The organism is Actinoplanes sp. NPDC023714 (genome assembly GCF_040639855.1).
Lineage (GTDB): Bacteria > Actinomycetota > Actinomycetes > Mycobacteriales > Micromonosporaceae > Actinoplanes.
On the sequence record NZ_JBFAAR010000002.1, the window covers coordinates 157,482 to 169,976 of the forward strand.

Annotated in this window: 16 protein-coding genes; 13 read left to right on the forward strand and 3 right to left on the reverse strand. The window is 70.7% G+C overall.

Annotated features, from left to right (window positions below):
• Window positions 1–1,335: a nitrate/nitrite transporter gene (locus tag AB0G10_RS08500; RefSeq protein ID WP_360918125.1), complete on the forward strand. Its 1,335-nt coding sequence runs from the start codon at window positions 1–3 to the stop codon at window positions 1,333–1,335.
• Between the two features lie 104 nt (window positions 1,336–1,439).
• The gene (locus AB0G10_RS08505; protein ID WP_360918126.1) at window positions 1,440–1,844 is read left to right on the forward strand and encodes a hypothetical protein; all 405 of its coding nucleotides are present in this window, start codon (window positions 1,440–1,442) and stop codon (window positions 1,842–1,844) included.
• Window positions 1,845–2,260: 416 nt separating this feature from the next.
• Here the strand turns inward: AB0G10_RS08505 and AB0G10_RS08510 are convergent, their stop codons facing one another.
• Window positions 2,261–2,437, reverse strand: a complete 177-nt coding sequence (locus AB0G10_RS08510) for a hypothetical protein (protein ID WP_360918127.1) — start codon at window positions 2,435–2,437, stop codon at window positions 2,261–2,263.
• A gap of 225 nt (window positions 2,438–2,662) precedes the next feature.
• Between AB0G10_RS08510 and AB0G10_RS08515 the strand changes: the two genes are divergently transcribed.
• The 3 genes from AB0G10_RS08515 (at window position 2,663) to AB0G10_RS08525 (ending at window position 4,761) form a co-directional block, all read left to right on the forward strand.
• Window positions 2,663–3,070: a TetR/AcrR family transcriptional regulator gene (locus AB0G10_RS08515; RefSeq protein ID WP_360918128.1), complete on the forward strand. Its 408-nt coding sequence runs from the start codon at window positions 2,663–2,665 to the stop codon at window positions 3,068–3,070.
• A gap of 19 nt (window positions 3,071–3,089) precedes the next feature.
• Window positions 3,090–3,494: a maleylpyruvate isomerase N-terminal domain-containing protein gene (locus AB0G10_RS08520; protein WP_360918129.1), complete on the forward strand. Its 405-nt coding sequence runs from the start codon at window positions 3,090–3,092 to the stop codon at window positions 3,492–3,494.
• Between the two features lie 145 nt (window positions 3,495–3,639).
• A complete protein-coding gene (locus AB0G10_RS08525) occupies window positions 3,640–4,761 on the forward strand; it encodes an acyltransferase (protein ID WP_360918130.1) in 1,122 nt (373 codons plus the stop codon).
• On the opposite strand, the gene AB0G10_RS08530 is transcribed toward AB0G10_RS08525, so the two are convergent.
• The gene (locus tag AB0G10_RS08530; RefSeq protein ID WP_360918131.1) at window positions 4,682–5,548 is read right to left on the reverse strand and encodes a nucleoside-diphosphate kinase; all 867 of its coding nucleotides are present in this window, start codon (window positions 5,546–5,548) and stop codon (window positions 4,682–4,684) included. The two genes, AB0G10_RS08525 and AB0G10_RS08530, sit on opposite strands and share 80 nt — an antisense overlap.
• 72 nt (window positions 5,549–5,620) lie before the next feature.
• Here AB0G10_RS08530 and AB0G10_RS08535 point away from each other — a divergent pair, with 72 nt between their 5' ends.
• The 8 genes from AB0G10_RS08535 to AB0G10_RS08570 all read left to right on the forward strand — a co-directional run bounded on the left by AB0G10_RS08535 (window position 5,621) and on the right by AB0G10_RS08570 (window position 11,872).
• A complete protein-coding gene (locus tag AB0G10_RS08535; RefSeq protein WP_360918132.1) occupies window positions 5,621–6,268 on the forward strand; it encodes a DUF3159 domain-containing protein in 648 nt (215 codons plus the stop codon).
• A 121-nt stretch (window positions 6,269–6,389) separates the two neighbouring features.
• On the forward strand, window positions 6,390–7,358 hold the full coding sequence (locus AB0G10_RS08540) for an efflux RND transporter periplasmic adaptor subunit (protein ID WP_360918133.1): 969 nt from the start codon (window positions 6,390–6,392) through the stop codon (window positions 7,356–7,358).
• A complete protein-coding gene (locus AB0G10_RS08545) occupies window positions 7,355–8,032 on the forward strand; it encodes an ABC transporter ATP-binding protein (protein WP_360918134.1) in 678 nt (225 codons plus the stop codon). The genes AB0G10_RS08540 and AB0G10_RS08545 overlap by 4 nt, the downstream gene beginning before the upstream one ends.
• The gene (locus AB0G10_RS08550; RefSeq protein WP_360918135.1) at window positions 8,029–9,309 is read left to right on the forward strand and encodes an ABC transporter permease; all 1,281 of its coding nucleotides are present in this window, start codon (window positions 8,029–8,031) and stop codon (window positions 9,307–9,309) included. Before AB0G10_RS08545 ends, AB0G10_RS08550 begins: the two co-directional genes overlap by 4 nt.
• Window positions 9,310–9,510: 201 nt before the next feature.
• On the forward strand, window positions 9,511–9,879 hold the full coding sequence (locus tag AB0G10_RS08555; protein ID WP_360918136.1) for a group 1 truncated hemoglobin: 369 nt from the start codon (window positions 9,511–9,513) through the stop codon (window positions 9,877–9,879).
• Between the two features lie 66 nt (window positions 9,880–9,945).
• On the forward strand, window positions 9,946–10,152 hold the full coding sequence (locus tag AB0G10_RS08560) for a hypothetical protein (protein WP_360918137.1): 207 nt from the start codon (window positions 9,946–9,948) through the stop codon (window positions 10,150–10,152).
• 15 nt (window positions 10,153–10,167) lie between these two features.
• Complete coding sequence (locus AB0G10_RS08565; RefSeq protein WP_360918138.1) at window positions 10,168–10,965, forward strand: SDR family oxidoreductase; 798 nt, start codon at window positions 10,168–10,170, stop codon at window positions 10,963–10,965.
• Window positions 10,966–11,530: 565 nt separating this feature from the next.
• The gene (locus AB0G10_RS08570; protein WP_360918139.1) at window positions 11,531–11,872 is read left to right on the forward strand and encodes a hypothetical protein; all 342 of its coding nucleotides are present in this window, start codon (window positions 11,531–11,533) and stop codon (window positions 11,870–11,872) included.
• A 234-nt stretch (window positions 11,873–12,106) separates the two neighbouring features.
• Here the strand turns inward: AB0G10_RS08570 and AB0G10_RS08575 are convergent, their stop codons facing one another.
• A complete protein-coding gene (locus AB0G10_RS08575; protein ID WP_360918140.1) occupies window positions 12,107–12,385 on the reverse strand; it encodes a hypothetical protein in 279 nt (92 codons plus the stop codon).
• Between the last annotated feature and the right edge of the window lie 110 nt (window positions 12,386–12,495).

Genomic DNA, 12,495 nt, shown 5'->3' on the forward strand with positions numbered 1-12,495 from the left:
GTGACCGCTGTACTCGAACGGCCGGCTGCGAGATCGATCAACGGCCACTGGATCGACGACTGGCGCCCCGAGGACCGCGAGTTCTGGGACAACGGCGGCGCGGCGATCGCCAAGCGCAACCTGATCATCTCGATCTTCTCCGAGCACATCGGCTTCTCGGTGTGGACGCTCTGGTCCGTCCTGGTGCTGTTCCTCGGACCGGCCTACGGCATCGACCCGGCACAGAAGTTCCTGCTCACCGCGGTTCCGGCGCTGTTCGGCGCGGCCCTGCGCATCCCGTACACGTTCGCGGTGGCGAAGTTCGGCGGCCGCAACTGGACCATCATCAGCGCGTCCCTGCTGCTCATCCCGTCGGTGTCGGCGGCCTTCCTGATCGAGCCGGGCGTCTCCTTCGAGACCCTGGTGATCCTGGCCGCGCTCGCCGGCGTCGGCGGCGGCAACTTCGCCTCGTCGATGGCGAACATCAACGCCTTCTACCCCGACCGGCTCAAGGGCTGGGCGCTCGGCATCAACGCGGGCGGCGGCAACCTCGGCGTGGCGGTGGTGCAGCTGGTCGGGCTCTTCGTGCTCGCGGTCTTCGGCTCGGGCAGCCCCGGCATCGTGGCCGGCATCTACATCCCGTTCATCGTGATCGCGGCGGTCGCCTCGGCGCTCTGGATGGACAACCTCACCCAGGCCCGCAACGAGAAGCGGGGCATGCGCGACGCCGCCCGCGAGGGCCACACCTGGATCATGTCGCTGCTCTACATCGGCACGTTCGGCTCGTTCATCGGCTTCGGGTTCGCCTTCGGCCAGGTGCTGCAGGTGCAGTTCGCCGAGCAGTTCGACACCCCGATCAAGGCGGCCTACCTGACCTTCCTCGGCCCGCTGCTCGGCTCGCTGATCCGCCCGCTCGGCGGCGCCCTGGCCGACCGGCTCGGCGGGGCCCGGGTGACGTTCGTGAACTTCATCGCGATGGCGGCCGGGGCGTCGATCGTCCTGGTGGCGGCGCAGCAGCGGTCCCTGCCGCTCTACATCTGCGGCTTCATCGTGCTGTTCGTCCTGAGCGGGCTCGGCAACGGCTCCACCTACAAGATGATCCCGGCGATCTTCCGGCAGAAGTACGCCGGCGACGAGCACCAGGCCCGCCGCATCTCGGGCGCGGTCATCGGCATCGCCGGCGCGATCGGCGCGGTCGGCGGGGTGCTGGTCAACCTGGCCTTCCGCCAGTCGTTCCTGACCTACAAGGACGCCGACGCCGCGTACATGGCCTTCATCGCCTTCTACGCCCTCTGCGTGCTGGTCACCTGGGCGGTCTACCTCCGCCCGGCGGCCCGCGCGAAGATCGCCGTCTAACTGCAAGATCACCCGTTCGAGGCTGTGTGTCAGCTGAAAATGGATCGGCTTGACGATATTGTCGCTCTTGTCCGAAAAAGCCCTTTCTTGTGGAAAGGTGATCCATGAACAAGTTGACACGCACGTTCGTCATGACGGGCGTGGCGGTGGCCGCGGGTGTGACCATGGCTGCCGGCCCGGCGGCCGCATCCTCGGCCTCCCCGTCCACCCCGTCCGCCGACAACGCGAAGACCACGGCGAAGCAGGACGCGCGCCCGCGCCGTGAGCGGATCTACGGCGTCTACCGCAGCCCGCGGACCTGCGAGCGTGTCGGTCGGGCCGGCGTCTGGCAGGACCGCTGGGAGAACTACCGGTGCTTCCGGACCGGCGGCTTCCGCAGCGGCTGGGCGCTGAAGGTCTACTACGGCTGGGGCGGCGGCCCGGGCGGTTTCCCGGGTGGCCACCACGGTCACGGCCCGGGCGGTCACGACTTCCACGACGGCCCCGGCGACTGGAAGAAGGGTCGCTGACAAGCAGTCCTCAGCGAATGCCGACAGGCACGAAGGCCGCCCCTTTCCCGGGGCGGCCTTCGCCCGTTCCGGCTCCGTTTCGCGGCCCCATTCCGCATTCCCGCTCGTTCGCCCCTTCCCGCTCGCCCGTTGTCCCTTCACACACCCTCTTCCCCTTGTCGCAGCGCCCCGGCGCCCTGCGTCGCGCGCTTTCCGCACCTCGTGTCGCGTCGTGTCCTGCGTCGCGTCGTGTCCTGTGTCGTGCCGCGCCCTGCGTCCCGCGCCCCGCGCCTTTCGCGCCCATCGCGCCGCCGGGGGGTCGCTTTGTCGTTTGCGTGGGGAGTTGGGGCGCGGATCGGACCCCAACTCGACACGCGCTCGTCGGGCCCTGTGGCTCGCCCCCTCCGCGTTCGCCCGGACGCCTGGCCCGTCTTTATTCAACCTAGGTTCCTAGGACGCTCTGCCTCGTCGACGATCGTGCGGGAATCGTCGAGGGTGAACTGGCAGGCGCGTACGTCGGTGCCCGGCGTCATCATCCCGCCCGTGGCCATCACCTTGACGAGATCGGCGCCGCGTTCGGCCCGGTCCCGGACGGCCCGCCGCAGCGCCTTCACCCCGCACACCGCCGCGGTCGCGCGGGTGGAAGCGGTCGACCACGGCCGAATCCCGATCGCCGAGGTCGCGGACCGTCGTCACGCCGGCGGCCAGTTCGCGGCGCAGGCTGTCGTCGATCACGGCGTCGAGCTCGGTGGCCGACAGCGACGACATCCGGTCGAGGGCTTCGGGGAGCCGTCGGCGCAGATCACTTCCGGACACGGGATGCGCTGCTCGATGCGGTCGTGGAGCGGTTCGCGGAGCGCGAGCGGCGCAACTGGGAGGCGATCGCGGTCCGGAGCGCGCCGCGCACCCCGGCCGAGCTGGCCCTTGTCATGACGCTTTTCGCCCACGAGGCGACGACGACGCACCGGACCCTCACGCTGGCGCGGTACGCCATCCTCGTCGAGCCCGGAATTCATCCCTCGCTGTGTGCCACCCTGCTGGCGACTGGGGCCCGGGCCGGCGAGTGGTTCGTCTCCTGGCTGCGGCCGGCCGGCTCGGACGACCCGGAACGGCACGCGCCGATCCTGATGAACCACTGGACCGGCGTGGTGCTGCACGAGCTGGCCGTACCCGACCCCGCCTTCGACCCGAGCACCCAGCTGAAAGCGATGGTCACCGCGGTTCTAGGAGAAACAGTGAGCACCTGACCCCGGGAGAAGGCGGCACATGGACGTCTGGGACGAGATCACCGCACTGCGGCTCGCGATCGCCGGCCTGCTCGACGACCTGACGGCCGAGGAGTGGGCGAAGCCCTCGCTCTGTGCCGGGTGGACGGTCCGCGACGTGGCCGCCCACCTGACCCTGCAACAGCTCGGCCTGCGCGACCTCTGGGCCGCGGCGGCCGCCACACAGCGACGTCTGACGATGCGGATGCCGCCGCCGCTGCCTCCGGCACGGGCCATGCGGGGACTACGGTTGGTGGCTACCGACGTCGATCGGCGGCACGGTGAGGGCCCCGGGATCAGGGGGCCGATCGGGGCGCCGCTGCTCGCCTGTTGCGGCCGGGCCGTGTGGTTGTCGCAGCTCAGCGGGGACGGAGTTGAGGTTTTCCGGCAGCGAGCGGCGCTATGAACGTACCCATGAAGGCTCTTGATCTCGAACGGACAGGGATGACACAGCGTAGGCAGAAGCTGCGGTCATAGCTTGGCGCAGCGGTTCGTCCGGGCCGCCGGGGGAGCCGGTCGCCGACACCTCCGTGTGCTTTTCAGGAGGCGCCATGGCCGAGACCAAGCCCGCGGCCGGTCGTGACCGATACTTCGATCTGCTGCGCGTGCTGGCGATCGTCCGGGTGTCGGTCTTCCATATGTTCCCCTACGCCCTGCTCGAATTGATCTTCCCCTCGATGGGCGTCATGTTCGCCCTGGCGGGCTCGCTCATGGCGAACTCGCTTCAGCGATCACCTTCGGTCATGTCGGTGATCAGCAGCCGCCTGCGGCGCCTGCTGCCTGCCTATTGGGTCCTGGCGGGCGTGCTGGTTCCGGCGATGTTCCTGTACGGGTGGGAGCAGCGCCCGCCGCTCTGGCACCTCGTCGCCTGGGTCGTGCCGTTCGTCGACCCGCCGTCGAGCAGCTTCGGCATCCAGGCCACCGAGGTGCTCTGGTATCTGGTCACCTACCTGTGGCTGGTGGCGCTGTCGCCGATCATGCTGGGGATCTACCGCCGGGCCCGGCTCGTCGCGATCGTGGCGCCGGTGGCCGTGCTGCCGGCCCTGAGCATCCGCCCGATCTGGCCGGCCAACGAGAACTACCGGGAGGTGGCGACGAACATCCTGATGTACGCCACCTGCTGGATGCTCGGCTTCGCGCACCGCGACGGCACGCTCCGCAGGATCCCCGGTCTGCTCGTGACGGTGCTGGGCGCGGCCTCGGTCGTCGCCGGTCTCGCCTGGAGTTTGCAGCACCCGGACGCCGGCGGGATCAAGGAGATCCCGGTCGCCTACGCCGTCTACAACGCCGGGTTCGTGCTGGTGCTGCTGCGCTGGTCGCCGAGCATGACGTGGCTGCGGAGGCGGCGGTTCGCGGACGGCTGGGTCACGCTGATCAACGCCCGCGCCGTGACGATCTACCTGTGGAACAACGTGGCGATCGCCCTCTGCTTCCCGGTCGGTGACGCGCTCGAGGTGTGGCGGCTCGGCCGGTTCTTCGAGGTCGGCTATGTCGTGGTGGCGCTCGCGCTGCTGGCGAACGCTGTGCTGTTCCTCGGCTGGGTGGAGGATCTGGCGGCCCGCAAGAGGGTGCGGTTTCTGCCGTGGCCGGCGATCACCGAGGAGACGGCGTCCCCGCAGCCCGGCCCGGCGGCGCCGCCGATGTCGCGGGAACCGGTTCCGGCGGGGCGCTGACCGTCCAGCAGTGCCGGATGCCGTGCTTCTTCAGTGCCTTCCCGGCACGGACCATGGATCGGCGGCTTCCCGTCGCGATCGGGTAGCCGCCGGTCCGGTCCGCGTAGAGGGCGAGCAGGACCGCCCGGGCCGGGTCGATGCCGGGGAACGCCTGCCAGAGCGCCGTGACGGTGGAGTCGAGGGTGTGGTCGCGGTCGCCGCCGAGGATCAGCGCCCACGTCCCGGAGGCATCCGTCCGGTGCGGCGGCGGCGGGCGGAGATCCTGCTGGAGGAGCGGCCACAGTTCGTCGACCAGCGCCGGGATGTCGATGACGGCCCGGAAGTCCATGCCCCTCGGCCGCTGCCGGACCTCGGCCGCCGCGGTGACGCCGCCGAGCAGGTAGGCCATCTGTCGGGCGAGCTCGGACCGGCTCTCCGCGGCGTGCACGACGTTCGCGAACACCCCGATCGCGTACCGGCCGCGCAGCTCGCGCTTGGCCAGGCGGCACTTCTCGTACGCGTCCTCGCCGCTCACCACGACCACCTCGGACGGGCCGGAGGTGAGGTAGCGGTCGAGGAAGGCGCGGGCCAGGACGTGGCCGTCGTCGGAGTATTCCGGCCACAGCACCCGCACGCCCGCCGGTGTCAGCGTCACCGTCCGCCGTTCCTCGATCGTCAGCCCCAGCCCGGCGATCACCCGCTCGGCCTCGCCGGTCAGCGCCTGGCGCAGGCAGTCGGGCTTGAGGAGAAGGAAACTGCTGGTGATCGTCGGCTCCTCGATGCGCGGGTCCTTCCATGGTACGAACAAGCCGGTGAGGCGCGAACCTGCCGCCACCCCGAGTGGGTTAGGCTCACCTAACTCGAAGGAACAGGGTTGAAGATGGCGCAGCCGGAATCGCTGGCGGAGTTGCTCAACGGGCGGCGGGCGGCGGTCGACGCGTCGCTGCCGCCGATCGGGTTCGTGGCCGGCTATCTGATCGGGGACGGCTCGATCTGGGCCGGGGTCGGCGCCGCGGTGGCGTTCGCCCTGGCGCTGTCGGTGTGGCGGATGCGCCGTGGTGACAAGCCCCGCGCCGTCGTGATCGGCCTGCTCGGCGTCTGCGTGGCCGGGCTGATCGCGCTCGGCACCGGCCGGGCCGAGAACTTCTTCCTGCTCCAGCTCCTCAGCAACGCCGCCTCCGCCCTCCTCTGGATCGTCAGCATCGTGGTGCGGTGGCCGCTGCTCGGCCTCGTCGTCGGCACCGTGCTCAAGCAGCGCACCCGCTGGCGGCGCGACCCGGCGCTGGTGCGGGCCTACTCGCGCGGCAGCTGGGTGTGGGTCGGCCAGTACGTGGTCCGGGTCGCCGTCTTCGTCCCGCTCTACGAGGCGGGCCGGGTGGCCGAGCTCGGCATCGCCCGGGTCCTGCTGAGCTGGCCGCTCGTGGCCGCCTGCCTCGCCGTGAGCTGGTGGGTGATCCGCCGCAGCCTGCCCGAGGGGCACCCCGGTCTGCGCCACCCGCGGGTCGAGGAGCTCCGGGCGGGCGTCTGACCCCTGCCGCCGTGATGGTCCGCTGACCCTGTGTCGACGTTGCGACGGTCCTGTACCGTGCCCGCAGCGCATCAGAGATCATCACTGCCGGGTAGCCGCCCGGCCCGGCGGAAGAGGCACCGTGAGAAGACAACGTGCGGGAGCGGTGACAGCGGCGGCCGTGCTGCTGCTCGCCGGCTGCACCTCCGAGCAGGAGACGGCCCAGACGCCCGGCCTCGAGGAGCGCGGCACCGTCCTGACCACGGTCAAGGCCGAGCGGCAGGATCTCACCAACAAGATCAGCCTGGCCGGCAAGGTCGCCATCGACCCGGTCTTCGGCGTGGTCGCGCCGATCGGCGGCGAGGTGCGGTACGTACAGCGCAAGCCGTCGGCGAAGCCGGCCGAGGAGGCGCTCTGGGTCGCCACGGTGTGGAAGAACGGCCAGCCGCGCGAGGTCGTCATCCCGAAGGGCTCGATCATGGCGGGCCGGCTCATGGAGGACCGCTCGACGGTCGCGAAGGGCATGCCGATCGTCTCGGCCCGGCACTCCGGGTACGGCATCGTCGCGAACATCGACAGCGCGCAGGCGTACCGGATCTCCGGCGCCGTGTCGAGCGTGACCGGTCAGATCAAGAACGGTCCCGGCCCGTTCAAGTGCAAGCCGAAGGGCACGATCGCGGCCCTGCCGGCCGGCACCATCCCGGAGCCGCCGCCGACGACGGCGCCGACAACAAGCCCTTCGGGAGCCCCGGTTCAGCCCGAGCAGCCCGTCGATGTTCCCGAAGGCTCCGAGGCCACCGGTCTCCAGCTCGTCTGCACCCCGCCGCCGACGGTCACCCTGATCAACGGCGCCGAGGTGACCCTCGAGGTGGTGACCGGCAAGGCCGAGGACGTCATGGTGCTGCCGGTCGAGGCGGTCGCCGGCACCCAGGGCAAGGGCAAGGTCGACGTCGTCGACGAGAACCAGAACCGGAAGACCGTCGACGTGACCCTGGGCCTCACCGACGGCAAGGTCATCGAGATCAAGAAGGGTCTCACCGGCGAGGAGACGATCGCGATCCCGGGCCCGAACCTGCCGACCGCCGAGGCGCAGCCGGGGCAGCCCGGATGAACCAGCCGCTTATCTCCCTGGAAGGCGTCAGCAAGGTCCTCAAGGGCCAGGAGCAGCCGCGCACGATCCTCGACGGCGTCGACCTGACCGTGCACGCGGGGGAGAGCGCCGCGATCGTCGGCCGGTCCGGCTCCGGCAAGAGCACCCTGCTGTCCATTCTCGGCCTCTTCGACCGGCCGGACGCCGGCCGCTACCTGCTGGCCGGCGAGGACATCAGCCGGCTGCCCGAGCGGAAGGCCGCGAAGCTGCGCAGCTCGCACTTCGGGTTCGTCTTCCAGCGCTTCTTCCTGCTCAAGCATCTGACGGCCGCGCAGAACGTGGCGATGGCCCTGGTCAACGGGCAGGGCTGGCTGCCCCGGCGGCAGCGCCGGCTGCGCGTGCTGGAGGCGCTCGACCAGGTCGGCATCGCGCATCTCGCGAAGAACCGGCCGGCCAAGATGTCCGGCGGCGAGCAGCAGCGGGTCGCGATCGCCCGCGCGCTGGTCCGGGACCCGCGGGTGCTGCTGGCCGACGAGCCGACCGGCGCGCTCGACACCGAGACCGGCGCCGCCGTGATCGACGCCCTGTCGGCGGCCACCCACCGCGGCTGCGCGCTGATCCTGGTCACCCACGACCGCGACCACGCCGCCCGGATGGGCCGCACGCTGAGCCTCGTCGACGGGGTGCTCGCATGATGCGCTTCTCCGGCCGGTTCCGGTCCTCGCTGATCATCGGCATCCAGGGCATCCGGGCCCGCAAGCTCCGCACCCTGCTCTCGATGATCAGCCTGTTCCTGGGCGTGCTCGCCGTCGTGACGGTCCAGGCCGGCGCGAGCATCGCCGAGCGCGCGCTGATGTCCGACGTCGAGCTGCAGTCCGGTTTCGACGGCACCGTGGTGATCGACGTGATGCCGCACGAGAAGTCGCCGGCCATCGTCGCCGACACGATGAAGGGCCGCGACGACGCCGTGAGCCTCGTCTACACCCAGGCGATCATCGGCGAGCCCGGCGTCAGCCCGATCAACCCGGGCGCCTCGCCGTTCGACCAGGCCGGCAGCTGGGGCACCACCGAGGTCTGCGACGACGCCGGCAACTGCGTGCCCGGGCCGCCCACCGGCGAGGCCATCGAGGTGATGCTCACGGCGGTGAGCGGCGACCTGCTGTCGTTCCGCCCGCTGCGCCCGGTCTCCGGCGACTGGCTGAAGGCCGGCACGGTCCCCGCGATGGCCCCGAAGATCGTCATCAACGAGGAGGCCGCGAAGGGCTTCCGCGACCACCGGGTGCCCGCCGAGATGCGCGTCCGTGGCGCGAAGGCGAACCTGACCCCTCAGATCGTCGGCGTGGTCCACGACGGCGACTTCCAGCCGCGCGCCTACGTCCGCCAGGACGAGCTGACCAACTGGCTGCCGGCGAGCAGCCTGATGGACCCGAACTACGGACAGGGCATCACGGTCATGACGGTCCAGGGCAGCCCGGTCGAGCAGGTGCTCACCACCCGCCTGAAGGGGGCCGGCGCCGAGTCCTACGTCAACGTCGTCGAGAACCGCAAGCAGATGGAGAAGCAGCTCATGCTGATGAGGCTGGTCTTCCTCTCGATGGCCGGCCTGGTCCTGCTGATCGGCGTGGCCGGCATCCTCAACGTCGGTCTCGCCACGGTCGGCGAGCGCGTCGAGGAGTTCGCCCTGCGCCGCGCGGTCGGCACGCCCCGTGCCCTGCTCGCCGGCATCGTGCTGGCCGAGACGATGCTGACCGGCCTGCTGACGGCGGCCGCCGCGATCGGCGCCGGGGTGGCCGGCCTCAAGATCGTGTCGATGTTCCTCGGCGATTCGGAGCCGCTGCTCGCCAACGTCCAGTTCCCCTGGGACGCGGGCGTGGCCGGCATCATCGCGGGCCTGATAGCCGGCATCCTCGGCGGCTTCATCCCGGCCATCCGCGCGGCCGGCATCCCGATCGCGACGGTCATGAGGGCATAGATCAATTTCAAGTGCCGGTCGCAGCGGGGCGGGTGGTGCAGACCGCCGCTCACGCCGAGGGCCCGGCGCGGGTCGCTTCGCTCCCGCGCCGGGCGGCCTGCGTGAGTGGTTGCGCCCCTCTTCTCTCAGTCCACGATCCGACAGCGAGTGGCATCGTCACTTGTCTATCTCGCCGGCGTGGACACCCTTTACCTTTTCGGCGTGGACACCCTTTACGCGCGGGCCGGGGGAGCGCCGGCCGTCACCGCCGCGGTCGAAGCCCTCTACCGGGTCGTGCTGACCGACGACCGCCTGTCCCCGTACTTCGCCGGCGTCGACATCCCCCGGCTCAAGGACCACATGACCGCCCTGCTGACCCAGGTCCTCGGCGGCCCGTCCGCCTACACCGGCCGCGATCTCCGCCTGGCCCACGCCCGGCTCGCGATCACCCCGCCGCACTACGACCTGGTGGGCGCCTACCTGATCGGCGTCCTGGCCGGCCTCGGCGCCGACGACGAACTGCTGGCCGCGGTCCGGGGTGTCCTCGCCGGAACGGAGGCGGACATCGTCGCCGGTTCGATCGCACCATGAACGGGTAGTGACACTTCGCCGCCGCGAACCGCTGAGTGGGTAGAGCCGTCGAAGAGGGAGCGACCGTTGACCGCACAGACCTCGCAGGTCCCTGCCGCCGCCCGCCGCGCCCTGTCCGGCCTGCTCTGGCTGGCGCTCGCCGTGATCGTGGTGATCGCCGCGCTGAACACCTGGGCGGCGTTCCGCTCCGGTGACCCGGTCATGGCGCTGGCGGCGGTGGTCGCCGGTGTCGCCCCGGTTCTGCTCGCGGTCCTCGTACACAAGAATGATTGACGTTATGGTGCACCGGTGAAGCGCACCGCCCTGATCACCGGAGCATCCTCGGGAATCGGCCTGGCCACCGCAGCCGCCCTGGCGGGCCGCGGCTACCGGGTCCTCGGCACGAGCCGCAACCCCGACGCGGTCGCCCACCCGGCCGACGGCGTCGAATACATCGCCCTCGACCTCACCGACGACGCCTCGATCGAAGGTCTCGCGGACGTGCTGGCCGGAGTGGACGTGCTGGTCAACAACGCGGGGGAGAGCCAGTCGGGCCCGCTCGAGGAGTTGCCGGCCGACGCGCTGCGCAGGCTCTTCCAGGTGAACGTCCTGGGCCCGGTGCGCCTGGCCCAGCTGGCCCTGCCCGGCATGCGCGAGCGCGGTTACGGCCGGGTCGTCATGGTCGGCTCGATGCTGGCCTCGTTCCCGCTGGCCTACCGCTCCTCCTACGTGGCCTCGAAGGCAGCGATCAAGGGTTTCAGCAACGGCGCCCGCCACGAATACTCCCCGTACGGTGTCTGGCTCACCACCGTGGAACCCGGCTCCATCAACACCGGCATCAGCGAGCGCCGCACCAAATACATTGCCCCCGGATCCCCGCACCGCCCCGAGTTCGACAGGATGCTGGCGGCGCTCGACCACAACGAGAGCCGGGGCATCTCCGCCGCCCAGGTGGCCGAGACAATCGTCAAGGCGATCGAGTCACCGAGGCCGAAACAGCTCTACGCGGTGGGCAGCAACGCCCCGGCGGTCTTCGCCCTGCGCCGCCTGCTACCGGCAAGCCTGGTCGCCAAAGCCACCCACCGAAAGCACAACCTCTCCCGCTGACCCGGCAGCCGTGTTCCGGTGCGCCTTCCAGCGGCCCGCCGTGTTCCGGGGCGCCTTCTCGCCGCCCGCCGTGTCCCGGTGCGCCCTCTCCCCGGTCGCCCTGTTCCGGCGCACCCTCTTGCCGGCCACCCAGTTCCGGTGCGCCTTCTCGCCGGCCACCCAGTTCCGGGGCGCCTTCTCTCCGGTCGCCGAGTTCCGGTGCGCCGAAGCCTCCAACGCTGCCGCCGCCGGAGCCACCGGCCGACTTCCGTGGCACCCCTCCACCCGAAGCCGCCATGACCTACGATCGCCAACCATGCCCATCGATCCAACGGCCGAGGCTCCCAGTCCCCAGGATGCGCTCGCACCCCCGAACCCGGCCGCAGATCACCTCAGTACCCCACGCAGCCCGCACAGCCCTTCCCCGGCAGGCCCACACGTCGCCTACCCGGGCCCGCACATCGCTTCCCCAGGCCCGCACGTCGGCTCTCCGGGCCCGCACATCGCTTCCTCGGGCTCGCACATCGCCTCCCCGGGTCCGCAAACGCCGAAGCCCCACCGCGAACGCGACCTGACCAGCTGGCTGATGACCCCGATCGCCACCATAGTGATCGCCCCACCGCTGACGATGATCCTCGCCGTAGTCATGCTCACCGGCGACCAACCACCCGCCATGTGCCACGACGTAGCAACCGCCAACGGCTGCGAAGAGATCACCCTAGGCATGATCGGCGAACATGTAGCCATCTTCCTGGCCCTCTGGCTGACCCTCTGGGCCCTGCCCTGGTGGCGTTCCCTGCGCAAATGGCGAACAGCGATAGCCGTCCTGTCAGCCCTGATCCTCCTGGCAGTCCCCGTGAGAATGTCCGGCGACGACAACCCGTCCGACGACCAGCAGCCCACGACCACCATCAACAACCCGAACTGACCCCAGCACCCGCCCACCAGCGCCCGCCCACCGGCACCCGCCCGGCAGCGCCCGCCCACCGGCACCCGCCCGGCAGCGCCCGCCCACCGGCACCCGCCCGGCCGCGCCCGCCCACCGGCACCCGCCCGGCCGCGCCCGCCCACCAGCACCCGCCCGGCCGCGCCCGCCCACCAGCACCCGCCCGGCAGTGCTCGCCCACCAGCGCTCGCCCGGCAGCGCCCGCCGAGAGACCGTCTAGAGAACCGCCCGGAACTCAGGCCAAGTCCCCCAGAACCGCTCCACCTCTTCGATGATCGGCTGAAGCGTGGACACGATCTCCCGCGGCACCGGCGTACCGTCGTCCCACCGCGGCGCCGATGGCAGGTAGTACAGCCCACCACGAACCCCCGGCTCCACACCGAGCGTGATCACGTGACCGTCGACCTCGAACTGGCGAGCAAACCGTCCGTGGCTTCGCAAGATCGCGCCGGAGTGATGTTGTGCCTCCTGGCGGTGCAGTTCCCGGACCGTCATGATGTCCTCCTCCGTAGGCCGGTGTGATCCCGGCAACAGTGGATACGCCCGGACCAGGTAGCTCGTTCATCACTCAGCGTAATTCTTCCGAAGTGGACCTTCGGTCGTCC

Excerpts from the sequence above, each read along its gene's own strand:
- AB0G10_RS08505 (WP_360918126.1), top strand. The coding sequence starts at position 1,440 with ATGAACAAGTTGACACGCACGTTCGTCATGACGGGCGTGGCGGTGGCC.
- AB0G10_RS08520 (WP_360918129.1), top strand. The coding sequence starts at position 3,090 with ATGGACGTCTGGGACGAGATCACCGCACTGCGGCTCGCGATCGCCGGC.
- AB0G10_RS08525 (WP_360918130.1), top strand. The coding sequence starts at position 3,640 with ATGGCCGAGACCAAGCCCGCGGCCGGTCGTGACCGATACTTCGATCTG.
- AB0G10_RS08535 (WP_360918132.1), top strand. The coding sequence starts at position 5,621 with ATGGCGCAGCCGGAATCGCTGGCGGAGTTGCTCAACGGGCGGCGGGCG.
- AB0G10_RS08545 (WP_360918134.1), top strand. The coding sequence starts at position 7,355 with ATGAACCAGCCGCTTATCTCCCTGGAAGGCGTCAGCAAGGTCCTCAAG.
- AB0G10_RS08550 (WP_360918135.1), top strand. The coding sequence starts at position 8,029 with ATGATGCGCTTCTCCGGCCGGTTCCGGTCCTCGCTGATCATCGGCATC.
- AB0G10_RS08570 (WP_360918139.1), top strand. The coding sequence starts at position 11,531 with ATGACCCCGATCGCCACCATAGTGATCGCCCCACCGCTGACGATGATC.
- AB0G10_RS08575 (WP_360918140.1), bottom strand. The coding sequence starts at position 12,385 with ATGACGGTCCGGGAACTGCACCGCCAGGAGGCACAACATCACTCCGGC.